This is a genomic window from Streptomyces sp. NPDC033216 (genome assembly GCF_055577115.1).
This window is the reverse complement of record NZ_JBVIQK010000010.1, coordinates 215257-236122: the sequence shown is the minus strand read 5'-3', so window position 1 is coordinate 236122 and position 20866 is coordinate 215257. Positions and strand designations below refer to the sequence as shown.

23 protein-coding genes are annotated in these 20866 nt (G+C 72.4%); 14 read left to right on the top strand and 9 right to left on the bottom strand.

What is annotated here, in order from left to right; translation table 11 throughout:
- Positions 1-266 precede the first annotated feature (266 nt).
- Complete coding sequence (locus ACZ5Y0_RS20660; protein WP_469130124.1) at positions 267-887, top strand: PadR family transcriptional regulator; 621 nt, start codon at positions 267-269, stop codon at positions 885-887.
- A gap of 84 nt (positions 888-971) precedes the next feature.
- Here the strand turns inward: ACZ5Y0_RS20660 and ACZ5Y0_RS20655 are convergent, their stop codons facing one another.
- Positions 972-1409 carry a type II toxin-antitoxin system Rv0910 family toxin gene (locus ACZ5Y0_RS20655; protein WP_469130123.1) on the bottom strand — a complete coding sequence of 146 codons (438 nt, stop codon included), beginning with the start codon at positions 1407-1409 and terminating at the stop codon, positions 972-974.
- A 499-nt stretch (positions 1410-1908) separates the two neighbouring features.
- On the opposite strand from ACZ5Y0_RS20655, the gene ACZ5Y0_RS20650 reads away from it, so the two are divergent.
- Both ACZ5Y0_RS20650 and ACZ5Y0_RS20645 read left to right on the top strand, forming a co-directional pair.
- Complete coding sequence (locus ACZ5Y0_RS20650) at positions 1909-2493, top strand: hypothetical protein (protein ID WP_469130122.1); 585 nt, start codon at positions 1909-1911, stop codon at positions 2491-2493.
- A 75-nt stretch (positions 2494-2568) separates the two neighbouring features.
- Entirely contained in the window at positions 2569-3573 is a 1005-nt protein-coding gene (locus ACZ5Y0_RS20645; RefSeq protein WP_469130121.1) for an EamA family transporter, read from the top strand.
- A gap of 196 nt (positions 3574-3769) precedes the next feature.
- Here the strand turns inward: ACZ5Y0_RS20645 and ACZ5Y0_RS20640 are convergent, their stop codons facing one another.
- Together ACZ5Y0_RS20640 and ACZ5Y0_RS20635 are read right to left on the bottom strand one after the other, a co-directional pair.
- Positions 3770-4405 carry an FMN-binding negative transcriptional regulator gene (locus ACZ5Y0_RS20640; protein WP_469130120.1) on the bottom strand — a complete coding sequence of 212 codons (636 nt, stop codon included), beginning with the start codon at positions 4403-4405 and terminating at the stop codon, positions 3770-3772.
- Positions 4405-5106: a pyridoxamine 5'-phosphate oxidase family protein gene (locus ACZ5Y0_RS20635; protein WP_469130119.1), complete on the bottom strand. Its 702-nt coding sequence runs from the start codon at positions 5104-5106 to the stop codon at positions 4405-4407. Before ACZ5Y0_RS20635 ends, ACZ5Y0_RS20640 begins: the two co-directional genes overlap by 1 nt.
- Before the next feature lie 35 nt (positions 5107-5141).
- On the opposite strand from ACZ5Y0_RS20635, the gene ACZ5Y0_RS20630 reads away from it, so the two are divergent.
- Complete coding sequence (locus ACZ5Y0_RS20630) at positions 5142-6473, top strand: aminotransferase class I/II-fold pyridoxal phosphate-dependent enzyme (RefSeq protein ID WP_469130118.1); 1332 nt, start codon at positions 5142-5144, stop codon at positions 6471-6473.
- 353 nt (positions 6474-6826) lie between these two features.
- On the opposite strand, the gene ACZ5Y0_RS20625 is transcribed toward ACZ5Y0_RS20630, so the two are convergent.
- Positions 6827-7780, bottom strand: a complete 954-nt coding sequence (locus ACZ5Y0_RS20625; RefSeq protein WP_469130117.1) for a DMT family transporter — start codon at positions 7778-7780, stop codon at positions 6827-6829.
- Positions 7781-7855: 75 nt separating this feature from the next.
- Between ACZ5Y0_RS20625 and ACZ5Y0_RS20620 the strand changes: the two genes are divergently transcribed.
- Positions 7856-8758 (top strand): LysR family transcriptional regulator, encoded by a 903-nt coding sequence (locus ACZ5Y0_RS20620; protein WP_469130116.1) that lies wholly within the window; start codon positions 7856-7858, stop codon positions 8756-8758.
- A 32-nt stretch (positions 8759-8790) separates the two neighbouring features.
- Here the strand turns inward: ACZ5Y0_RS20620 and ACZ5Y0_RS20615 are convergent, their stop codons facing one another.
- Positions 8791-9258 carry a pyridoxamine 5'-phosphate oxidase family protein gene (locus ACZ5Y0_RS20615; protein WP_469130115.1) on the bottom strand — a complete coding sequence of 156 codons (468 nt, stop codon included), beginning with the start codon at positions 9256-9258 and terminating at the stop codon, positions 8791-8793.
- A gap of 160 nt (positions 9259-9418) precedes the next feature.
- Here ACZ5Y0_RS20615 and ACZ5Y0_RS20610 point away from each other — a divergent pair, with 160 nt between their 5' ends.
- Positions 9419-10072, top strand: a complete 654-nt coding sequence (locus ACZ5Y0_RS20610) for a cysteine hydrolase family protein (RefSeq protein WP_469130114.1) — start codon at positions 9419-9421, stop codon at positions 10070-10072.
- Here the strand turns inward: ACZ5Y0_RS20610 and ACZ5Y0_RS20605 are convergent.
- Positions 10059-10547: a Rieske (2Fe-2S) protein gene (locus tag ACZ5Y0_RS20605; RefSeq protein WP_469130113.1), complete on the bottom strand. Its 489-nt coding sequence runs from the start codon at positions 10545-10547 to the stop codon at positions 10059-10061. The two genes, ACZ5Y0_RS20610 and ACZ5Y0_RS20605, sit on opposite strands and share 14 nt — an antisense overlap.
- A 199-nt stretch (positions 10548-10746) precedes the next feature.
- Here ACZ5Y0_RS20605 and ACZ5Y0_RS20600 point away from each other — a divergent pair, with 199 nt between their 5' ends.
- The 7 genes from ACZ5Y0_RS20600 to ACZ5Y0_RS20570 all read left to right on the top strand — a co-directional run bounded on the left by ACZ5Y0_RS20600 (position 10747) and on the right by ACZ5Y0_RS20570 (position 16766).
- Positions 10747-11502, top strand: a complete 756-nt coding sequence (locus tag ACZ5Y0_RS20600; RefSeq protein ID WP_469130112.1) for a HipA family kinase — start codon at positions 10747-10749, stop codon at positions 11500-11502.
- The gene (locus tag ACZ5Y0_RS20595) at positions 11499-11915 is read left to right on the top strand and encodes a DUF3037 domain-containing protein (protein WP_469130111.1); all 417 of its coding nucleotides are present in this window, start codon (positions 11499-11501) and stop codon (positions 11913-11915) included. The genes ACZ5Y0_RS20600 and ACZ5Y0_RS20595 overlap by 4 nt, the downstream gene beginning before the upstream one ends.
- A gap of 169 nt (positions 11916-12084) precedes the next feature.
- The gene (gene fabG, locus ACZ5Y0_RS20590; RefSeq protein WP_469130110.1) at positions 12085-12846 is read left to right on the top strand and encodes a 3-oxoacyl-ACP reductase FabG; all 762 of its coding nucleotides are present in this window, start codon (positions 12085-12087) and stop codon (positions 12844-12846) included.
- Positions 12847-12865: 19 nt separating this feature from the next.
- On the top strand, positions 12866-13627 hold the full coding sequence (locus ACZ5Y0_RS20585) for an SDR family oxidoreductase (RefSeq protein ID WP_469130109.1): 762 nt from the start codon (positions 12866-12868) through the stop codon (positions 13625-13627).
- Positions 13628-13839: 212 nt separating this feature from the next.
- On the top strand, positions 13840-15423 hold the full coding sequence (locus ACZ5Y0_RS20580) for an ABC transporter substrate-binding protein (protein WP_469130108.1): 1584 nt from the start codon (positions 13840-13842) through the stop codon (positions 15421-15423).
- A 79-nt stretch (positions 15424-15502) separates the two neighbouring features.
- On the top strand, positions 15503-16186 hold the full coding sequence (ung, locus tag ACZ5Y0_RS20575; RefSeq protein WP_469130107.1) for a uracil-DNA glycosylase: 684 nt from the start codon (positions 15503-15505) through the stop codon (positions 16184-16186).
- 100 nt (positions 16187-16286) lie between these two features.
- Positions 16287-16766, top strand: coding sequence for a hypothetical protein (locus tag ACZ5Y0_RS20570; RefSeq protein WP_469130106.1), 480 nt, complete (start codon positions 16287-16289; stop codon positions 16764-16766).
- A gap of 16 nt (positions 16767-16782) precedes the next feature.
- On the opposite strand, the gene ACZ5Y0_RS20565 is transcribed toward ACZ5Y0_RS20570, so the two are convergent.
- Both ACZ5Y0_RS20565 and ACZ5Y0_RS20560 read right to left on the bottom strand, forming a co-directional pair.
- A complete protein-coding gene (locus ACZ5Y0_RS20565; RefSeq protein WP_469130105.1) occupies positions 16783-17292 on the bottom strand; it encodes a hypothetical protein in 510 nt (169 codons plus the stop codon).
- A gap of 117 nt (positions 17293-17409) precedes the next feature.
- The gene (locus tag ACZ5Y0_RS20560) at positions 17410-17922 is read right to left on the bottom strand and encodes a DinB family protein (RefSeq protein WP_469130104.1); all 513 of its coding nucleotides are present in this window, start codon (positions 17920-17922) and stop codon (positions 17410-17412) included.
- A 532-nt stretch (positions 17923-18454) separates the two neighbouring features.
- Here ACZ5Y0_RS20560 and ACZ5Y0_RS20555 point away from each other — a divergent pair.
- Positions 18455-19366: a Gfo/Idh/MocA family protein gene (locus ACZ5Y0_RS20555; RefSeq protein ID WP_469130103.1), complete on the top strand. Its 912-nt coding sequence runs from the start codon at positions 18455-18457 to the stop codon at positions 19364-19366.
- Here the strand turns inward: ACZ5Y0_RS20555 and lnt are convergent.
- Positions 19284-20849 (bottom strand): apolipoprotein N-acyltransferase, encoded by a 1566-nt coding sequence (gene lnt, locus ACZ5Y0_RS20550; protein ID WP_469130102.1) that lies wholly within the window; start codon positions 20847-20849, stop codon positions 19284-19286. The two genes, ACZ5Y0_RS20555 and lnt, sit on opposite strands and share 83 nt — an antisense overlap.
- Positions 20850-20866: the final 17 nt, after the last annotated feature.

Here is a 20866-nt window from a genome sequence, read left to right as displayed (position 1 = left end):
GGTGGCCTCGTGCGAAGGCCGGGTCCATGCTCGAAGTGAGCAAAGAGCGAGCCGGGCGGACTCCCGAGTCACCGCGGGACGACAGCCCCACAGAGCGACCCAGCCACCGGCCACCGGTGCCACCCGGACTCGGGGTCGGAGTTCCTCGCGCGTTCCGGCTCGCCCCGGCCGTCGGCGCGCACACGGAGGTCTTGTCATGCGAACAGTCCCGATATATCGTTGACGCATCGCGAACGATCAACGACCGAATGAACGGAGTGATGGCGATGCGTACCCACGGATACGAGCGTGGACATGGACAGGACGGCTTCTCCCGGCGTGGCGGGGGCGGCTTCGACGGGCGTCGGGCGGCCTTCGGCCCCTTCGGGCCCGGTGGACCGGGTGGGCCGGGTGGACCGGGGTTCGGTGGGCCCTGGGGCGGGCGAGGGCGTGGCGGCCCCAGGGGGAGGGCTCGGCGCGGTGACGTGCGGGCCTCGATCCTGGCGCTGCTCAAGGACCGGCCCATGCACGGCTACGAGATGATCCAGGAGATCGCCGAGCGCAGCGGCGGCGCGTGGAAGCCGAGCCCCGGCTCGGTCTACCCCACCCTCCAGCTGCTGGAGGACGAGGGCCTGATCAGCAGTGCGTCGGAGGGCGGCAAGAAGCTGTTCTCCCTCACCGACGCGGGCCGTACGGCGGCCGAGGAGGGTCCCGAGGCCCCCTGGGAGGAAGCCTCCCGCGGGGTCGACTGGGAGGCACTCGGCGAGATCCGGCAGGCCGGCTTCGGCCTGATGGAGGCCTTCGGGCAGGTCTGGAAGACCGGCAGCAAGGAGCAACGTGAGAAGGCGCTCACGGTCATCAACGACGCTCGCAAGAAGCTGTATCTGATCCTCGCCGAAGAGGACTGACGGCTGTGCGGCACGGCAGGCGAAGGCGCCCCGCGGACGACCTCGTGGGACGCCTTCCGCTGCCGTACGCGGGCCGGGGCGGCCTCAGGCCGTCATCGAGGTCAGCCCGTCCAGCTTGCGCAGCGACTCGTTGAGCGCGGCCGTCGCCGAGTCCCTCAGCCTGCCGGCCATGAGCGACACGGCCGCGCCCGTGAACTCGCCGTCGATCCGTACGCCCGTGGCGTCGCCGTCGGGCGTCAGCGTGTAGCGCGTCACGACGGTCACCGCCATCGGGCCCTTGCCGCGGATGGCCAGCACCCGCGCCGGTTCCAGTTCCTCGAAGGTCCACTCGACCTCGGCCGGGAAGCCCATCAGCTTCATGTTCTCCTGGAAGGTCCCGCCCACCTCCAGCGTCCTCGGGCCGCCCTGGGGGAAGTCGGTGTGGGTCGCGTTCCACTTCCCGTACGCGGACCAGTCCGTGAGCTGCGCCCAGACCCTCTCGGCCGGTGCCTGGACAAGTGCCTCCGCGCTGACTTCGGCCATGCGACCACCTCTTCGTGTCCGGCGACTCGGGCTGCGGTGACGCGGAAGGTAGCGGCAGTGGCGCGAACTATCAATAATGACGAACCGTCAGGAAACTGAGGGCTGCCGGACCTGCCCACCCGCCCGTACCCCCACCGCCTCGAACAGGGCCCACGCGCGCGGGACGGCCCCTCGTCGAGGCAGTGCCACGCCTCCCGGAACGGATCGGCGGACAGCGCGTCAGCCGCGGGCGTACACCCGGTACACGGACGGTCCGCCGTCGACCGAGGCCAGGGTCACCAGTCGGCAACCTCCTCCCCCCCATGGCCGCGAGACGTGACGGCGGGCGCCCGCGGGTGCCCCAGGGGCGCGCGCAACGGCGGCGCACGCCCCTGGACGGAAACGGCCTGATCTCCTCCGCGAGGAGGAGATTGCGCCCCCGCTCTCCGCTCTCCGCGGGACGCGAAGATGGTTCCCTCCGTGGATGACCCGGCGGGCCGGGGCTGATGGGGTGGGAGATGTGCAACCCCGTATCCCCCGGCAGCCGGTCCGCGACCACGAGTTCCGGGCCGTGGAAGACGACACCGGAGTCAGTGACGAGCTGGCGGCGGCGGTCGAGGGCGCTCGCCGACGGGCCGTCCGGGACGGGGACCGGCAGGTCGACACCGCACACCTGCTGCACTCCCTCCTGGAGAACGACCCCGAGGTGCGCGCCGCCTTCGGCAGCGGTCCGCAGCTCGCCCGTCTCTTCGGCTATCTCGTCCAGCGCAGCATCGGCTACGGCCTGCGCTGGCAGGGCGGCGTCGAGGACTCCGGCGGCCTGCCCGTCGTCATGAGCGCCACGGGGTTCTCGCCCCTGGCGTCCGCCGCACTGCGGCAAGCGCGCGTGCGGGCCGCCGGGCGCCGCGGATCGCGCGGCCCGGACACCGACCGGCTCCCCGACGGCGACATCACCCGCGGAGTCGACCTGCTCGCCGCGATCCTCGCCGACCCGCAGGCCCGTGCCGTCGAGGTGCTGGGCCGGGCGGGCGTCGACCCCCTGGACGTGTGTGCCCGGATCGAGGAGGGCCCCGACGAGCGCGCCGGGGAGGGCGACCGGTGCTGAGCAGGACTTTTTCCCCGTCCAGCGGTTGAGACAGGTGTCAACAGAGATGACGGTCATGTCCTGGCCTGTCATCATGTGCCGGTGCATAGGTCTGTGAGCAGTCAGGTGGGTCGCGGGAGGGGCATCGGGCTCTCTCTGGCGGTCGGGTCGGCCATCGCCTTCGGCGGATCCGGAGTGGCGGCGAAGCCGCTGATCGATGCGGGGCTCGACCCGCTGCACGTGGTGTGGCTGCGGGTGACCGGCGCGGCCCTGGTGATGCTGCCCCTGGCGGTGCGCCACCGCGCGCTGGTGCGCCGCCGCCCCGCGCTGCTCGCCGGGTTCGGCCTGCTCGGTGTGGCCGGCGTCCAGGCGTTCTACTTCGCCTCCATCTCCCGCATCCCCGTCGGTGTCGCCCTGCTCGTCGAGTACCTGGCGCCCGCCCTCGTGCTCGGCTGGGTCCGGTTCGTGCAGCGCCGGCCGGTGACCCGGGCCGCCGCGCTCGGCGTGGTCCTCGCGGTGGGCGGGCTCGCCTGTGTCGTCGAGGTCTGGTCGGGGCTCGGCTTCGACGCGCTCGGCCTGGCCTTCGCGCTGGCCGCCGCCTGCTGCCAGGTCGGCTACTTCGTGCTCTCCGACCAGGGCAGCGACTCCGGCGACGACGCTCCCGACCCGCTCGGCGTGATCGCCTACGGTCTCCTCGTCGGTGCCGTCGTCCTGACGGCCGTCGCCCGCCCCTGGGGCATGGACTGGTCGCTCCTCGCGGACTCCGCCACGATGGACGGCACCGGGGTCCCCGCCTGGCTGCTGCTCGGCTGGATCGTCCTGATCGCCACGGTCGTCGCGTACGTCACCGGCGTGGTCTCCGTGCGTCGGCTCTCCCCGCAGGTGGCGGGTGTCGTGGCCTGCCTGGAGGCGGTCATCGCGACCGTCCTGGCCTGGGTCCTGCTCGGCGAGCACCTCTCGGCGCCGCAGATCGTCGGGGGCGCCGTCGTCCTGATGGGCGCCTTCATCGCACAGTCCTCCACCCCGGCCAAGGGCACCGCGGAACCGGTGGCAGGCGGCAGCCCCGAGCGGGAGTTGTCCGCCCGCGGGACGTCGACCTGACGCGGGACCGCGTCCCCCTGGGCCCGCACGGCCCCGGGGCTCTGCCCCGACCGTCGGCAGGCCGGCACGACGCGGCGCGAGGGCCGTTCCGAACGCGGCCCCCTCGTTCCCCGACCCGGCGGGCCGGCGTCACGGCACGTGCGGACCTGGTCGCGGTGAGCCGCGCCCGGCGGAAGCGCCGGGCATCGTCGTACGGTCACCTCGTGGGCCCGCGGCGCAGCAGGTGTGCGCGTGCCGCCGCGTCCCCCGGACCGCCACGTGCCGCGAGGCCCGCCGCGATGCGCTGCCGGATCTCGGCCGGCCGGTGGTTCGCGTACTTGAACTTGGCCCGTACGCCCGTCACTTCGAGCCGGATCCCGCGGATGCCGGAGAGCAGACGGCCGTACGGCACCTCGCCCGCCGCGACCCGGGCGGAACCGCCCTCCGGCTGGAAGTGGCCCGTCTGCCGGTTCAGCAGGTCGGCCTTGGCGTCCGGATCGTCGACCAGGTGGGCCGTGCAGCGCAGCTGGACCGCCGCGTAGAAGCTCGTCGGTGTGCCGTGCTCGGCCGGACCCTCCGGCGGCGCCTGCCAGGGGCCGGGTACGTACACGTAGTCGTCGACCACGCTCAGCACGACCTGCGGATCGGCCTCCAGCTCCGCCCACAGCGGGTTCGGGCGCGCGAGGTGGGTGACGGCCTCACCGCGGTCGGGGTCGTACGCGAAGTGCAGGGGCTGGACCCATGGCGGGTCGCCCGGCCGGCCGTTGACCGCGAGCTGACCGAAGTCGCGCTCGGCCAGCCACCCCTGCCACTCGGCGTCGTCGCGGGGGGAGTCCCAGGGGTGGATCAGCATCACAGGGCCCGGAGGTAGCCGGGGAGTTCGGTGCCGGGGAGCAGGTCGGCCTCGGGGAGGGGGGTGTCGTAACCCTTGCGGAGGGGGATCACCCCGGCCCAGAACGGGAGGGCGAGGTCCTCGGGCTCCTCGTTCACCCCGCCGGTGCGGGTCTTGGCCGAGACCTCGTTCAGGTCGATGCGGATGACCGCGGTGGCGGCGAGTTCCTTCTTGTCGGCCGGCCGGGAGTCGGCGGCACGGCCGGGGACGACGTGGTCGACCAGGGCGTCCAGCGCCGCGAGCTTCTCCTCGCGGTCGGTGACGTCGTAGGCGAGGCCGTGCACCACCACGGAGCGGTAGTTGACCGAGTGGTGGAAGGCCGAGCGGGCCAGGACCAGTCCGTCCACGTGCGTCACCGTCAGGCACACCGGAAGCCCCGGGTCGGCCTGGCCGGTCATCCGCAGCGGGCGCGAGCCCGTCGAACCGTGCACATACAGCGTCTCGCCGACCCGGCCGTACAGCGTCGGCAGCACGACCGGCGCTCCGTCGCGGACGAAGCCGAGGTGGCAGACGTATCCCTCGTCGAGTATCGCGTGCACCAAATCCTTGTCGTACGAAGCCTTCTCCGCGGACCGGGTGGGGACCGTGCGTTCGGTCGGGGTGTAGACGGCGGGTGACGTCGTCGCCCGTGCGGGCCCCTGCGGCTGCGTGGTCCCCTGCATGGCGTTCTCCATTGTACTAGTGCATAATCTGGTTTGTGCTAGGAGAGTATCCGATCAGAGGTCGGCGCGCAGCCGACATTTCCGCGAGCGTCGAGCAGGCGGTGGGCGGCGGTGAGCTGGAGCCGGGCCAACCGCTGCCCCCGATGCGGGAGTTGGCTCAGCGGCTCGGGGTGAATCCGAACACCGTCGCGGCCGCCTACCGCACCCTGCGCGAACGCGGGGTGATCGAGACGGACGGCCGTCGGGGCAGCAGGGTGCGCTCGAAGCCGGCCACGACCGGGCGCGAATTCATCCGGGTCCAGGTCCCGGAAGGGGTGCGGGACGCGTCGGCGGGCAATCCGGACACCGCGCTGCTGCCGCCGCTCGGGCCGGCCTTCGCCTGGGCGGCCGAGCGGGGCGACCGGGAGCCGGTCCTCTACGGACACGAGCCGGTCGAGCCGGAACTGGCGAGGCTGGCCCGCGCCGAACTGGACGCCGACGGGGTCCCGGCCGGGCCGGTGGCCGTCACCTCCGGCTCCCTGGACGCCATCGAGCGGGTGCTCGCCGTCCACGTCAAGCCCGGCGACACGGTGGCCGTCGAGGACCCCGGCTGGGGCTCGCTCCTCGACCTCGTCCCGGCCCTCGGGCTGCGTACGGTCCCGGTCGGCGTCGACGACGACGGGCCGCTCCCGGAGGACGTGGGCCGTGCCCTGGAAGCCGGCGCGCGCGTCCTGATCGTGACCGACCGGGCGCAGAACCCGACCGGCGCCGCGGTGGACGCCGCACGCGCGCGTGCCCTGCGGGCCGTGCTGCGCCGGCATCCGGAGACCCTGCTCATCGAGGACGACCACGGCCACCGGATCGTCGACCTGCCCGTGCATCCCCTCGCGGGAGTCACCCGGCACTGGGCCTTCGTCCGCTCGGTCGCCAAGGCCTACGGGCCCGACCTGCGGCTCGCCGTCCTCACCGGCGACGAGGTCACCCTCGACCGGGTCCGCGGACGCCAGGGCCTGGGGCCCGGCTGGGTCAGCCGGATCACCCAGCGGGCCGTCGTGCGCCTGTGGGTGGACGGAGCGGTGGACACCGCGGCGGTCGCCGGCGCGTACCGGACGCGCCGGGACGCGCTGATCGCCGCGCTGGCGGACCGGGGGGTCCCGGCGCGGGGCCGCAGTGGGATGAACGTGTGGATCCCCGTGCCCGACGAGACCGGGGCGGTGGCGCGGCTGCTGCACGCGGGGTGGGCGGTCGCGCCCGGCGCGAGATTCCGGCTCGCGGCTCCGCCCGGGATCCGGATCACCGTGTCGACGCTGGGGCAGGGCGAGGTGGAGGCGTTGGCGGACGCGGTGGCTTCCGCGGTGCGGGTGGGCAGTGGACGGGGGTTCGTGTAGGCGGGGCGCTCGGTCGCGGGGAAGCCGGACGTGGGGGCGGGTGGGGTGTGAGGGGTTGCGGTGCGAAGCGGGGCGTGGGGGGTGCGTGGGCAGGCGGACTGGGTACGGCGTGGGCCCGAGGGGCGGGGGCGCGGCCCCTGGGGGGGGGCTCCAGGTGGATGTGGTGCGCGGGAGCGGGGGCGGGCGTGGTCTACGACCAGCGGGTGCCCGGCCACGTCGTGTCCGGCGCCCGGCGGACAGCGTCGGTCGCCGTCCCCGCCACGCGGTCCGCCGTCCCCGCCCCGCGGTCCGCCGTCCCCGCCCCGCGGTCCGCCGTCCCCGCCCCGCGGTCCGTCGTCCCCCGACCCCGTGTCCTACGCCTTGCCCCGCGCCTGTGTCAGTGCCGCTCCCGCCAGGACGATGACCGCTCCCACCGGTGTCGACCAGGTGAGGGACTCGCCGAGCAGGGCCACTCCGGCGGCCGTCGCGATGACCGGGATGAAGTACGTGACCATCTGCGCCGTCGTCGGGCCGACCTCGGTGACCAAGCCGTACTGGATGAGGAGGGCGAGGCCGGTGCCGAGGGCGCCCAGGGCCGCGATCGCCAGCAACGGCAGGACCGGGAAGCGGGTCGGGAACGTCGTGAACAACGGGGTCACCACGGCGAGTTGCAGGGTGGCCAGGAAGAGCTGTGCTCCGGTCATCGACAGGGCCGAGGCTCCGGTGCCGGCCAGCGTGCGGCGGACGTAGATCCAGCCGACCGGGTAGCTCAGCGAGGCCAGCAGCGCCAGCGCGGTGCCGCGGGCGTCCAGTCCGCTGAAGCCCTGCCAGGCGCCCAGGACCGTCAGCACGCCGAGGAATCCCAGGCCCAGGCCCGCCACCCTGACCCGGGTCGGCCGGTCCTCGGACAGGGCCACCAGGGACAGGGCCATGCCCCACAGGGGCGAGGTCGCGTTGCAGATGCCCGCCAGGGTGGACGGAATGGTCAGTTCCGCGTAGGCGAACAGGGAGAACGGCACCGCGTTCAGCAGGAGCGCGGCGACGGTCAGGTGCGCCCAGGTGCGTGCCCCGCGCGGCAGCCGGTCCCGCTTCACCGCGATGGCGACCGCCAGCACCGCCGTCCCGAACGCCAACCGGCCGAGCGTGACCTGGAACGGCGCGTAGCTCTGCGTGCCCACCTTGATGAGCAGGAAGCTGAAGCCCCAGATCAGCGAGAGGAACCCGAAACGCAGGCGCCAGTCCACGGTGGGACGGGGTGCGGCCGAAGGCCTGGCGTCCGAGGACGTGGACGGAGAACCGGTGGCGGCGGTGGATGCGGCGGTGGTCATGGTCATCACCGTCCCTGACAACCATCTCGTAGCACAAGCGAGATTTCGCGAGCGATATCTCGTAGCATCACTTACATGTTGAACCTGGAGCGCCTGCGCACCCTCGACGCCCTCGCCCGGCACGGCTCGGTCAGCGGCGCCGCGGCCGGGCTGCACATCACCACCTCGGCCGTCTCGCAGCAGATGGCCAAGCTGGAACGGGAGGTCGGACAGCAGCTCCTCGCCAAGAACGGGAGGGGTGTGCGGCTCACGGACGCGGGTCGGCTGCTCGCCGATCACGCGGCCCGCATCCTGTCGCACGTCGAGCTGGCCCAGTCCGACCTGGAGGCCCAGCGCGGTCAGGTGGTGGGGGAGTTGAGGCTGTCGGCGTTCCCGACCGCCGCGCGCGGGCTGTTCCCCACCGCGCTCGCCGATCTGCGCGAGCAGCACCCCGGCCTGCGCGTGCGCTCCTGTGAGCTGGAGCCGGAGCACGGCATCGCGCAGGTGATCCGCGGCGACCTCGATCTCGCCGTCGTCCTGGACTGGTACAACAAGCCGATGCCGGTGCCGGACGGTCTGGTCAAGGCGCCGATCCTGGACGACCCCGCCGACGTGGCGATGCCGGCCGGGCATCCGCTCGCGGGGCGGGACGAGGTGGACCTCGGGGAGTTCGCCGGGGACGAGTGGATCACCTGGGGCGACGGCGAGTTCTGCCACGAGTGGCTGATGTTCACGCTCCGCTCGCGGGGCGTCGAGCCGATCGTCGGCCACCGCGCGGCCGAGACGCACACTCAACTCGGTCTGGTCGCAGCCGGGCTGGGTGTGTGCATCGCTCCGCTGCTCGGGCGGCACCCGGTGCCGGAGGGGATCGTCATGGTCCCGCTCCGGCAGCGGCTGCGCCGGCACGTCTACGCCGTGTGGAGGGCGGACGCCGACCGCCGTCCGTCGATCAGGGCGGCGGTCAGGGCCCTCAAGTCGGCGGCGGACACCGTCGTCTGACGCCGGTCCCGGTGCCTGGCCGGCCGCCTCTCCTACAGGTCGCCCAGCTTGCGGAAGTCCCATGACACGACCTTCTCGGGGCGCAGCCGTGCCCACGCGTGCCGTCCGTCGTGCGGCATGGCTTCCAGGCCGAAGTTCTTGCGGGCGAACAGTGTCTCGACGGAGTCGAGTTCGGCGCACAGCTCCCCGGTGCGAGGGATCTCGCCGATGAACTCCACGGTGCCGGACAGTTCCACGCCCCGCAGCGAGTCGTACTCCTCGCCCGTGTCGATCACGATCGCGACTCGTGGGTCCCGGCGCAGGTCGGTCCAGCGTCTGCTGCGCACCACGGAGTACAGCCACAGGGCGGAGCCGTCCCACAGGAACCACAGGGCGCTCACGTGCGGGGTGCCGTCGGCGGACACGGTGGCCACCCGGCAGGTGCGCTGAATGGTGAGGAACGCGCTCACCTCGCCCGGCGACATCATGATCTTCCGGCCCCTGCGCTGAGTGACGGTCATCCGGCCCTCTTCTCTCTTCGCTTCTCTCACGTCGTGTCAGAGGTGTTTCTGACAACACGTCAGAAAAGGACGGTCCGCACAGGATGAGTCTTCTTCCCTGCTCGCGCAACGGTGGTTACCCTCGCCCCGACCTGACCCGCACCGGCCCCCAGGGGGAGCCATGCCGTCGTCCGTACGACTCGGTGATCTGCTCGATCCCCGCCACACCGTCCTGTTGACGGTGGAATGCCAGCGTGGCGTCGTGGGCACGGACGCCGCCCTGCCCGAACTCGCCCATGCGGCGCGCTCGTCGGGCGCCCTCGCCAACGTCGCGCGGCTGGTGGCCGGCGCCCACGACAGCGGCGTCCAGGTGATCCACGCGGTCGCCGAACGCCGTCCGGACGGCCGGGGAGCGAACCGCAACGCCCGCCTGTTCCGCGCCGCCGAACGCCTCCCGGTCCGACAGCTGACCGGCACCGCCGCCGTCCAGGTCGCGCCCCCGATCGAGGTCACGGAGGAGGACTTCGTCGTACGGCGTCTGCACGGACTCTCGCCGATCCAGGGCACCGACGTCGACGCGCTGCTGCGCAACCTCGGCTGCCGCACACTCGTCGTCACCGGTGTCTCCGCCAACGTGGCGATCCCCAACGCGGTCTTCGACGCGGTCAACCGCGGCTACACCACCGTCGTGCCGTCCGACGCCGTCGCGGGGGTGCCGTCGCGGTACACCCCCGCGATGATCCGCCACACCCTCGCGTTGGTCGCCACGGTCGCGACCACGGACGAGGTCCTGGCGTGCTTCGCACGGGGGGACGGGCGCGTCAGGCGAGAGTGATCGAGTCACCGCTCACGCTGATCTGCAGCTCCGGCAGCGGTTTCGTCGCCGGGCCGCTTTTCACGCTGCCGTCGGTGATGGAGAAGTTGCTGTTGTGACAGGGGCAGTTGATGACGCCGTCGGCGATGCTCTTCACCGCGCAGCCCTGGTGGGTGCACACCGCCGAGTAGGCCTTGTACTGCCCCGCCGTCGGCTGCACGACGACCACCTTCCGGTCGGCGAAGATTTTACCGCCACCCTCGGGGATGTCCGCGGTCGTCGTCAGAGCCGTACCCGCCGCGGCGCCGCCGTCGGTGTTCGCGGACGTGGAACCGCCGGTCGCTGCGGCCGGGCCGGAGGAGTCCACCGCACCGGACGAGTCGTCGTCGGAGCCTCCGCACGCGCTCAGCGCGACGGCGAGCCCGGCGGCTCCGGCGGCCGCCACGACGGTGCGACGGGCGGGTCCCGGGGTGGACTGGATCGATGCGCTGGTCATGCTGGGGTTCCCTTCGGTAAGGCTCGAGGATCTGCCGAGAGGTACGGGCTCCGGACGCCGCCTGTTCAGCGAGGGTCGAGCCCGATCGGACCCGCCCCGAGATCCTGACCTGTTCGCGGTGAGCGGGGCGTGAGCCACGGTTGCCGGGCGGTATTCGGCCGGGCTCCGCGGACCCGCGCGACCCCAGTAGCCTGGAGCGATGCTCAAGGAAGTCATCGCGACCCGTTTCATCACGCCCCTGCGTGAGGGCGGATCGCTGCCGGGCCTCGTCGAGGCGGACGACCTGGCCGCCTACGTCCTGAAGTTCACCGGTGCCGGGCAGGGTCGCAAGACGCTCGTCGCCGAGGTCGTCTGCGGAGAACTCGCCCGCCGCCTGGGCCTGAGGGTTCCACGCCTGGTCACGGTAGAGGTGGACCCCGTGCTGGGCCTCGGCGAACCCGACCAGCAGGTGCAGGACTTGCTGAGATCCAGTGGCGGCACCAACCTCGGCATGGAATTCCTGTCCGGAGCCCTCGGCTTCGACCCGCTCGCCTTCCCGGTCGACCCCGCCGAGGCCGGGCGGATCGTCTGGTTCGACGCGCTCGTCAACAACGTCGACCGTTCCTGGCGCAACCCCAACCTGCTCGTGCACCGTGGCGACCTGTGGCTCATCGACCACGGCGCCACCATGATCTGGCACCACAACTGGCCCTCCGCCGAGGCCTCCGCGGCCCGTCCGTACGACGCCTCGGACCACGCCCTCGCCCGTTTCCACCCGGACATCGCGGCCGCCGCGGCCGAGTTGGCGCCCCTGATCACCGCCGAGCTCCTCGCCGAGGTCACCGGCGAGATCCCCGACGCCTGGCTGACCGACGAGCCCGGCTTCCACACCCCGGACGCGCTCCGGAGTGCCTACGCGGCACCCCTCCTCGCGCGCGCCGCCGTCATCCACGAACGCATCAAGGGGGCCGAGTGAACGAGCGCCACATCATCAGGGCCAGCGAGGCCAATGAGCGGGACATCTACGAGTACGTCCTGCTGCGCATCGTGCCCCGCGTCGAGCGCGGCGAGTGCATCAACGCCGGTGTGCTCGTCTACTGCCGAGCCCAGGGCTACGTCGGCGCCCGCACCCACCTCGACGAGGCGCGGCTGCTGGCGCTGGACGCGGACGCGGACGTGGCCGGGGTGCGCGCCGCGCTGCGCGCCGTGGAGGGCGTGTGCGGTGGCGGCGAGGCGGCCGGACAGGCGTCCGACGACGACGCCGGGCGGCGCTTCCGCTGGCTGATCGCCCCCCGCTCGACGGTCGTGCAGCCGGGACCCGTGCACACCGGGCTCACCACCGATCCCGCGGCCGAGGTCGACCGTCTGCTGGACCTCCTGGTGAGGTGACGGGCCGGGTGATGCATCACACCGCCCTCGTGTGGCGTTGACACCGGGTGCCAAGGCTTCTAGCGTCACGTCTGCCGAGGGTACTAAGCGGTCGCTCACCGAATCGACGGTGATCAGAACGGTCGCTGCCCACACGGACGTACATTCTCGAGGGCGAGGAGAAGCAGCAATGGCCACCACAGAGCAGCGGGTCGCAGTAGTCACGGGCGCGGCGCGCGGCATCGGAGCCGCCACCGCCGTACGGCTGGCCGCCGAGGGCCGCGCGGTCGCGGTGATCGACCTCGACGAGGCCGCCTGCAAGGACACCGTCGAGAAGATCACCGCGGCGGGCGGCCGGGCGATCGCGGTGGGCGCCGACGTCTCCGACGAGGCCCAGGTGGAGGCGGCGGTCGCGCGCGTGGTCGAGGAGCTCGGCGCCCCGACGATCCTCGTCAACAACGCGGGTGTGCTCCGCGACAACCTGCTGTTCAAGATGAGCGCCGGCGACTGGGACACGGTGCTCAACGTGCACCTGCGCGGCTCGTTCCTGATGACCAAGGCGGTCCAGAAGCACATGGTCGACGCCGGATTCGGCCGGATCGTCAATCTCTCCTCGTCCTCCGCGCTCGGCAACCGCGGCCAGGCCAACTACTCGGCCGCCAAGGCCGGTCTCCAGGGCTTCACCAAGACCCTCGCCATCGAGCTGGGCAAGTTCGGCATCACCGCCAACGCGGTGGCGCCGGGCTTCATCGCCACCGACATGACGGCCGCGACCGCCGCCCGCGTCGGCATGGGCTTCGAGGAGTTCAAGGCCGCCGCCGCCACCCAGATCCCGGTGGCGCGTGTCGGTGAGCCCGACGACGTCGCCAACGCGATCGCCTTCTTCACGGGCGAGGCCACCGGATTCGTCTCCGGCCAGGTGCTGTACGTCGCCGGCGGACCGCTCAACTAGATCACCAGGGGTCACGGACATGACTGAACTGCCCGCACTCTCCGGCAAGGTCGCCCTCGTCACGGGCGCCAGCCGCGGCATCGGCTACGGCGTCGCCGAGGCGCTCGTCGCCCGCGGCGACCGGGTGTGCATCACCGGACGCAACGAGGACGCCCTCAAGGAGGCCGTCGAGAAGCTCGGCGCCGACCGCGTCATCGGCGTCGCCGGCAAGGCCCACGACGAGGCCCACCAGGCGATCGCCGTCGAACGCACCATGGAGGCGTTCGGTCGCGTCGACCACCTGATCAACAACGCCGGTACGAACCCGGTGTTCGGCCCGATCGCGGACCTCGACCTGAACGTGGCCCGCAAGGTGTTCGAGACCAACGTGATCTCGGCGCTCGGCTTCGCCCAGCGCACCTGGCACGCCTGGCAGAAGGACAACGGCGGCGCGATCGTCAACATCGCCTCCGTCGCGGGCCTGGCGCCCTCGCCCTTCATCGGCGCGTACGGCGTCAGCAAGGCCGCGATGATCAACCTGACCCAGCAGCTGGCGCACGAGTTCGCGCCGAAGGTGCGGGTCAACGCCATCGCCCCGGCCGTGGTGAAGACCAAGTTCGCCCAGGCCCTGTACGAGGGCCGGGAGGCCGAGGCGGCCGCCACCTACCCGCTGGCCCGGCTGGGCGTGCCCTCCGACATCGGCGGCGCCGCCGCGTTCCTCACCTCGGAGCAGTCGGACTGGGTGACCGGTCAGACCCTCGTCGTCGACGGCGGCTTGTTCCTGAACGCGGGCGTGGCCTGACCACGCCCCCGCCGCACGGGACACGGGCGCCGCTTCCGACACCGGAAGGGGCGCCCGTCGCGCCGTGATCCGCCGCACGGCTGTCGCACCGGGGCATGACAACGTCGTCATCGCCGAAGTGATCAAGAACGTGACATGCGGGCGGGTTCAGTCGCCGTGGCGCTGCGGTATGGTCTGCCAACCCTTGGCATGGCAGATCGAGGAGCGTGCGCGTGTTCAACCGGAACCGATCCTTGCAGCAGGTCGCGGCGATCGTGTCCATATCCCTGGTGGTGGCCGGATGCGGCCTCCTGGGAGAGGAGGGCTCCGACGACGCCGGGCCGATCGTCGTGGGCACCACCAGCGCACCCAGCACGCTGGACCCCGCCGCCGCCTGGGACGGCTCCTGGGAGCTGTTCCGCAACGTCTACCAGACCCTGCTGTCGTACCCGAACGGCGCGACGACACCCCAGCCCGACGCCGCCACCTGCGAGTTCACCGACGACACCAGTCGGGCGTACCACTGCGAACTGCGCGAGGGCCTCTCCTTCTCCAACGGGGACAAGCTGGACGCGAAGGCCGTGAAGCACACCTTCGACCGGATCGTCGCGATCAACGCGCCCACCGGTCCCGCGGGACTGCTCGGCAGCCTCGACCGGGTCGAGGCCGTCGGTGACCGGGAGGTCGTCTTCCGCCTCAACAAGGCCGACGCCACCTTCCCGTTCGTGCTCGCCACTCCCGGCATGTCCCTCGTCGCCCCCGACGACTACCCGGCCGAGGCGCTCCGCGAGGGCGACGGCATCGTGGGCTCCGGTCCGTACGACCTGAAGGACTTCAAGGAGGGCGACCGGGCGGAACTCGTCCGCAACGGCCGCTACAAGGGCTCCGCCGACCGCAAGAACGACGCGGTGACCATCCGCTACTTCCATGACTCCGGCGAGATGGTCAAGGCCCTGCGCGGCAAGCAGATCGACATCACCTACCAGGGTCTCGCCGCCGACGACATCGTCACCCTGGAGAACAAGAGCGACGAGAACGAGGGGCTCCAGCTCGTCGAGGGCGCCGCCAGCAACATCAACTACCTGGTGTTCAACCCCAAGGACCGCTGGTCGAACAAGGTCGCCGTGCGTCGGGCCGTCGCCCAGGTCATCGACCGGGCCGCGATCGCCCACAAGGTCTACAAGGACACCGTCGACCCGCTGTACTCGATGGTCCCCAAGGGCCTGACCGGTCACACCACCGGCTTCTTCGACGACTTCGGCGACCCCGACCCGGACAAGGCCCGCGCGATCCTCACCGACGCCGGCATCAGCGACCCCGTGCCGCTCACCCTCTGGTACACCACCGACCGCTACGGCTCCGACACTGCCCTGGAGTTCAAGGAGCTCAAGGCCCAGCTGGAGGCCTCGGGGCTGTTCGAGGTCACCCTCAAGAGCCGCCCCTGGAAGACCTACGTGGTGGGCTACCAGAAGGGCGAGTACCCGGTGTTCGGACGCGGCTGGGCCCCCGACTTCCCGGACGCCGACAACTTCATCGCCCCCTTCGTCGGTGAGCAGAACGCGCTCGGCACGCCCTACCCGGCGAAGCAGATCACCCAGGTGCTGCTGCCCCGCTCCCGCGAGGAGAGCGACCGCGCCAACGTGGTGAAGGACTTCCAGGAGGCCCAGCAGATCCTCGTGGACGACGCCCGGCTGCTGCCGCTGTGGCAGGGCAAGCAGTACATCGCCGCGAACGAGGACGTCTCCGGCGCGGAGCGGGCGCTGGACCCTTCGACGATCATGATGGTGTGGGAGCTGTCCCGCAAGACCAGCTGGTAGGCACACCGGGGAGCCCGTTGTCAGTGGTCACCTGTAGGTTCTGTGGCCTGTAAGTGACCGCACGACGGAGGACGTTGACGTGACCGACATCGCCATGCTGCCCGAGACCTGGCGCGGGGTCCTGGGCGACGAGCTGAAGCAGCCCTACTTCGAGGAGCTGACGCAGTTCGTCGAGGAGGAGCGGGCGAAGGGTCCCGTCTACCCTCCGCGCGAGGAGGTCTTCGCCGCGCTCGACGCGACCCCGTACGAGCGGGTGAAGGTCCTGATCCTCGGCCAGGACCCGTACCACGGCGAGGGGCAGGGACACGGCCTGTGCTTCTCCGTGCGGCCCGGGGTGAAGATCCCGCCGTCGCTGCGCAACATCTACAAGGAGATGCACGCCGAGCTGGGCACCCCCGTCCCGGACAACGGCTATCTGATGCCGTGGGCCCAGCAGGGCGTGCTGTTGCTGAACGCGGTCCTCACGGTCCGCGCCGGTGAGGCCAACTCGCACAAGGGCAAGGGCTGGGAGAGGTTCACCGACGCGGTGATCCGCGCCGTGGCCGAGCGGCCCGACCCGGCGGTCTTCGTCCTGTGGGGGAACTACGCACAGAAGAAGCTGCCCCTGATCGACGAGAGCCGGCATGTGGTGGTGAAGGGCGCGCACCCCTCCCCGCTGTCCGCGAAGAAGTTCTTCGGCTCCCACCCGTTCACGCAGATCAACGAGGCGGTGGCCCGGCAGGGGCACGAGCCGATCGACTGGACGGTCCCGAACCTGACCTGACCCTCGCCGGGGCGGGTCCCGGCCGGACCTGCCCGGTGCCGCCTGACCGGGATCTCCGGTGCCTGCGGTTAGCGTCTTCGCAACAACGCAAGGAGGGCTCGTGGCGGAGTATCGGGAGGAACAGGCGGCGTCCGACGCCGTGCTGACCCGGATCGGGCAACTCGTGATGCTGCACCACGGGGGAGACCGGGAGGAGGCCAGGCGCCGCCTGCTGGAGCTGTGGGAGGAACTGGGCGAGGAGGGCGACCCGCTGCACCGTTGCACCGTCGCCCACTACCTCGCCGACACCCAGGACGACCCCTTCGACGAACTGGCCTGGGATCTGAGGGCGCTGACCGCGGCGGAGGAGCACGAGCGGGCCCCCGCGGTGCGGGCGCTGTACCCCTCGCTCCACCTCAACCTCGCCGCGGACTACGTCAAACTCGGCCGTACGGAAGCCGCCCGCACCCATGTGCGAAAGGCCCGCCGAGCGGCCCGGGGACTGGGCGACGACACCTACGGCGACGGCTTGCGGGCGGCCATCAGCCGGATGGAGCTGCGGCTGGGAGAGAGCGGTCCGGACAACCTCCGCTCCGAGTAGCCGAGGCGGCGGATCCTCAACGGCCGTACGTGCCCTCGCAGATCACGGCCTCAGGGCTGCCCGCCCGCCACCCCCCGTACTTCTTGCCGAGGGCGCACACATCGGTGTTCCCGCGCCCCTCCCCCTTCACGTCGGGGATGTCGACACGGGGCAGCGCGGGGCGATGGCGCTCCGGCCGGGCGGGTGCGGGGCGCGTCGGGGCCTGCGGGCGGGAGCGGGGGGACGAGGGCTTCGGACGGGAGCGGGAGGACGGGTGCTGCTCGGCGGGCGCCGTGGGTGCGGTACGCCGTGGTGGTGCCGATGTCGTCGACTCCTGTCCGTGCTCGGGCCCGACCCTCTCCAGAGCCTCCTCGGCCGGTGCCTGCCCCACCTGTGAACCGGCCCGCCCGTCGAGCCGCGGCACGGACGGCTGGGCCGGGGCCGCGGGCGGACCCGGCACGGACGGGGGCTGGACGGTCACGCATCCGGCGAGGGCCGTGACGGCCACGGTCACCAGAAGCGTCGCGGTTGTCGTCGTTCGCTGCACCCGCGCCACTCTGCTGGCTCCGGCCCGCCGAGGCACGGCGGACCAGCGGAGGATGCCCCGCACGGGTGATCTCGCACCCCGTGGGGAGGGCGCGTGGGGGTTCGGGGTGACGCGGCCTCAGTCGCCGGTGACGCCGTCGATCCGCTCGCGCAGCAGGTCGGCGTGGCCGTTGTGCCGCGCGTACTCCTCGATCATGTGCGTGTAGATCCAGCGCAGGCTGAACGGCTCCCCGGTGGACCGGCTCCTGCCGCGGGAGAGTCCGTCCAGCGTGAAGTCGGCGGCGTTGCGCCGGGCGATCCCGATCTCGGCCTGCCAGGTGGCGTACGCCTCCTGCCAGGTGTCCTCGTCCGTGAGGTGGAACTCGCCGTCGCGGTCCTCGTCGCTGTAGTGGATCGGGCCGGCCTCGTCGTCCACGAGGACCCTGCGGAACCAACTGCGTTCCACGTCCGCCATGTGCCGCACCAGTCCCATCAGGGACAGCTCGGACGGCGGCACGGACGCGGTGCGGAGCTGAGCGTCGGTGAGGCCCTCGCACTTCCGGGCGAGGGTCTGGCGGTGGTAGTCCAGCCAGCCTTCCAGCATGGTGCGTTCGTCGGCGTTCTGGGCGGGTTCGGTGCGCTGCGTCGTCATGTCCGCATGGTCGCCCACCCGGCCCGCTGCCACCACGTGTTTTCCACCGTGGAGACCGTCGGCCGGCGGTCGTCCCGGTCGGCGGTCGCCCCGGCCCGGCCCGGTCCGGCTCACCTCCGGGCCGGCGCCCGGACGCCCGTCGCGCCGTGGTAGGAGCGCGGCCGGGGCCGGTGCGCCGGATCGCCGCGCGGTGGGCCTGTGCGGCGGCAACCCGTGCGGCGACGAGACCCGCAGGGGAGGCGCCGGTCCAGGTTCACCACGGTCGAAGTGGGCGGCTTCGGACCGGAGACGGCCGCGATCACCGGCGAGTGGCCTGGGGCGCGGTCGTCCTGCGCCTGGCCGTCGCGGTCATGGCAGGGGGAAACCGGCGCGGGCAGCCGCTGTCGCCGTGCGAACCCGGGAGCGGCGGCGCTGTCGGCGGCCGGGCCTGGGCTCCTGCCGCGCGGCATCGACCGGATCGCCCGCCGGCGGTCGCCGCGGGCCCCGTATGCTGCCGTGCAGGCAGGCGCGGACCAGGAGTGGAGGAGCCCTCGTGAAGGTCGGCTGTATCGGACTCGGCGACATCGCGCAGAAGGCGTATCTGCCGGTGCTGGGCGCGCTGCCCGGCATCGAACTCCATCTCCAGACGCGTACCGCGGCCACCCTCGACCGGGTGGCCGGCACCCTGCGGCTGCCGGCCGGGCAGTGCCACCGCGACCTCGACGCGCTCCTCGCCCAGGGCCTGGACGCCGCCTTCGTGCACGCCCCCACCGCCGTCCATCCCGAGATCGTCACCCGGCTCCTGGAGGCGGGGGTCCCGACCTACGTCGACAAGCCGCTGGCGTACGAACTCGCCGACTCGGAAAGGCTCGTGGCGCTCGCCGAGCAGCGTGGGACGAGTCTGGCCGTCGGCTTCAACCGGCGTTTCGCCCCCGGGTACGCGCAGTGCGCCGACCACGCGCGCGAGCTGATCCTCATGCAGAAGAACCGCGTCGGCCTGCCGGAGGAGCCGCGGGCGATGATCCTCGACGACTTCATCCATGTCGTCGACACCCTGCGCTTCCTCGTGCCGGGGCCGGTCGAGGACGTGACCGTGCGGGCCCGCGTCGAGGCCGGGCTGCTGCACCACGTCGTCCTCCAGCTCGCCGGTGAGGGCTTCACCGCGCTCGGGGTGATGAACCGGCTCAGCGGGTCCAACGAGGAGATCCTGGAGGTGTCCGGCCAGGACACCAAGCGTCAGGTCGTCAATCTCGCCGAGGTCGTCGACCACAAGGGGCAGCCGACCGTGCGGCGGCGCGGCGACTGGGTGCCGGTGGCCCGTCAGCGCGGCATCGAGCAGGCTGTACTGGCCTTCCTCGACGCCGTCCGCGCGGGGAAGACGCTCAGCGCCCGGGACGCGCTGGCGACTCACGAACTGTGCGAGCGGGTGGTCCGTGCGGTGCGGGAGCGTTCCGGCGCGACCTGATCGCCCGCGCCCCCTCCACCAGGCCCAGTCCCGCGAGGACGATCAGGGCCGCGTGGACCGGCCAGTCGCCGAAGCGGACGTACGGGGTGACACCGTCCGCGAGCGGCACCTGGTAGACGGCCGTGGTACTCGCGTCCGTCCCCGGTGACGGGCCGACGCGCTCGCCGCTCGCGTCGTACACCGCCGAGACACCCGTCAGGGTGGCGTGCACGAAGGGGCGGCCGGTCTCCGCGGCCCGCAGGGCGCCCAACGAGGCGTGCTGGGCGGGGGCCCAGCTGTTCTGGAACGTCGACGTCGACGACTGGGCGACCAGGACGTCGGCGCCGTCCTCGACGAGATGGCGGCTCATGTCGGGGAACGCCGTCTCGAAGCACACCATCGGGCCGACGCGCAGGCCGGGCCCGGCGTTCATCACGACCTGCTCCCTGCCGCGCCGCCGGTCCTCTCCGGCCGCCTTGCCGACCGACGTGGCCCAGCCCAGCAGCGACCGGGCGGGAACGTACTCGCCGAACGGCACCAGCCGCATCTTGTCGTACCGGTCGCCGGTCGGTCCGTCCGGTCCGATCAGCATCGAGCTCTTGTAGATGCCGGGCCGGTCCGAGCGGCGGGCGTCCACGTTGACCAGGATGTCGGCACCGGTCGCCCGCGACAGCGCGGCGAGGCGGCGGGCCAGGTCGGGCCGGGCGGCCAGGTCGTGGCCGACGCTGCTCTCGCCCCAGACGATCAGATCGACGTCCTGCCCGACGAGCCGGCGGGTCAGCTGCTCCTCGCGGTCGAACCGGCGCTCGGGCCCGTCGACGACACCTGCCTGGACGACCGCTATCCGCGTCCGCCCGTCGCCGTCCGGCCGCGGCGACCACACCCACGCGGCCGAGGTCGCCGCCGCCGTCGCCACGAGGCCGGCGACGGCCGGGACCCGGTGCTCCGGAACCGCGACGAGCAGGGCGACGGCGACATTCACCGCCACCACCAGGAAGCCCAGCAGCCACACCCCGCCGACCGACGCCAGCCGCAGCGCGGGTTCCACCTGCCACTGACTGGCCCCGAGCACGCCCCACGGCCCGCCGAGCCCCTGCCAGGAGCGGACCAGCTCCACGGCCAGCCAGCCCGAGGGCAGCACCAGCAGAGCGGCCCCCGCCCGGCCCCGCGAGGCCACCCCGCCGAGGAACCGGCGCACCAGCATGCCCCACGGCGCCCACAGCGCGCCCAGCAGCGCGGCGAGGACCAGCGTGAACACGTGCAGGCTCGGCAGCAGCCAGACGTGCATCGACAGCATGAACCCGAACCCGCCGGCCCAGCCGTCGTACAGCGCCCGCTTCGCGGTCGGTGCCGAACGCACCAGCAGGAGCCAGGGGACCAGCGCGACGTACGCCCACCACCACAGGCCGGGCGCCGGGTAGGCAGGGACGGGCAGCGCGCCCGCCAGGGCCGCGAGGGCGGAGCGCCGCCACGGGGAGGAGAGCCAGTGACCGAACGTCTTCATACGGCACCTCTCTACCC

Excerpts from the sequence above, each read along its gene's own strand:
- ACZ5Y0_RS20585 (WP_469130109.1), top strand. The coding sequence starts at position 12,866 with ATGACTGAACTGCCCGCACTCTCCGGCAAGGTCGCCCTCGTCACGGGC.
- lnt (WP_469130102.1), bottom strand. The coding sequence starts at position 20,849 with ATGAAGACGTTCGGTCACTGGCTCTCCTCCCCGTGGCGGCGCTCCGCC.
- ACZ5Y0_RS20660 (WP_469130124.1), top strand. The coding sequence starts at position 267 with ATGCGTACCCACGGATACGAGCGTGGACATGGACAGGACGGCTTCTCC.
- ACZ5Y0_RS20620 (WP_469130116.1), top strand. The coding sequence starts at position 7,856 with ATGTTGAACCTGGAGCGCCTGCGCACCCTCGACGCCCTCGCCCGGCAC.
- ACZ5Y0_RS20610 (WP_469130114.1), top strand. The coding sequence starts at position 9,419 with ATGCCGTCGTCCGTACGACTCGGTGATCTGCTCGATCCCCGCCACACC.
- ACZ5Y0_RS20635 (WP_469130119.1), bottom strand. The coding sequence starts at position 5,106 with ATGCAGGGGACCACGCAGCCGCAGGGGCCCGCACGGGCGACGACGTCA.
- ACZ5Y0_RS20640 (WP_469130120.1), bottom strand. The coding sequence starts at position 4,405 with ATGCTGATCCACCCCTGGGACTCCCCCCGCGACGACGCCGAGTGGCAG.
- ACZ5Y0_RS20560 (WP_469130104.1), bottom strand. The coding sequence starts at position 17,922 with ATGACGACGCAGCGCACCGAACCCGCCCAGAACGCCGACGAACGCACC.
- ACZ5Y0_RS20615 (WP_469130115.1), bottom strand. The coding sequence starts at position 9,258 with ATGACCGTCACTCAGCGCAGGGGCCGGAAGATCATGATGTCGCCGGGC.
- ACZ5Y0_RS20655 (WP_469130123.1), bottom strand. The coding sequence starts at position 1,409 with ATGGCCGAAGTCAGCGCGGAGGCACTTGTCCAGGCACCGGCCGAGAGG.
- ACZ5Y0_RS20605 (WP_469130113.1), bottom strand. The coding sequence starts at position 10,547 with ATGACCAGCGCATCGATCCAGTCCACCCCGGGACCCGCCCGTCGCACC.
- ACZ5Y0_RS20600 (WP_469130112.1), top strand. The coding sequence starts at position 10,747 with ATGCTCAAGGAAGTCATCGCGACCCGTTTCATCACGCCCCTGCGTGAG.
- ACZ5Y0_RS20625 (WP_469130117.1), bottom strand. The coding sequence starts at position 7,780 with ATGACCACCGCCGCATCCACCGCCGCCACCGGTTCTCCGTCCACGTCC.
- fabG (WP_469130110.1), top strand. The coding sequence starts at position 12,085 with ATGGCCACCACAGAGCAGCGGGTCGCAGTAGTCACGGGCGCGGCGCGC.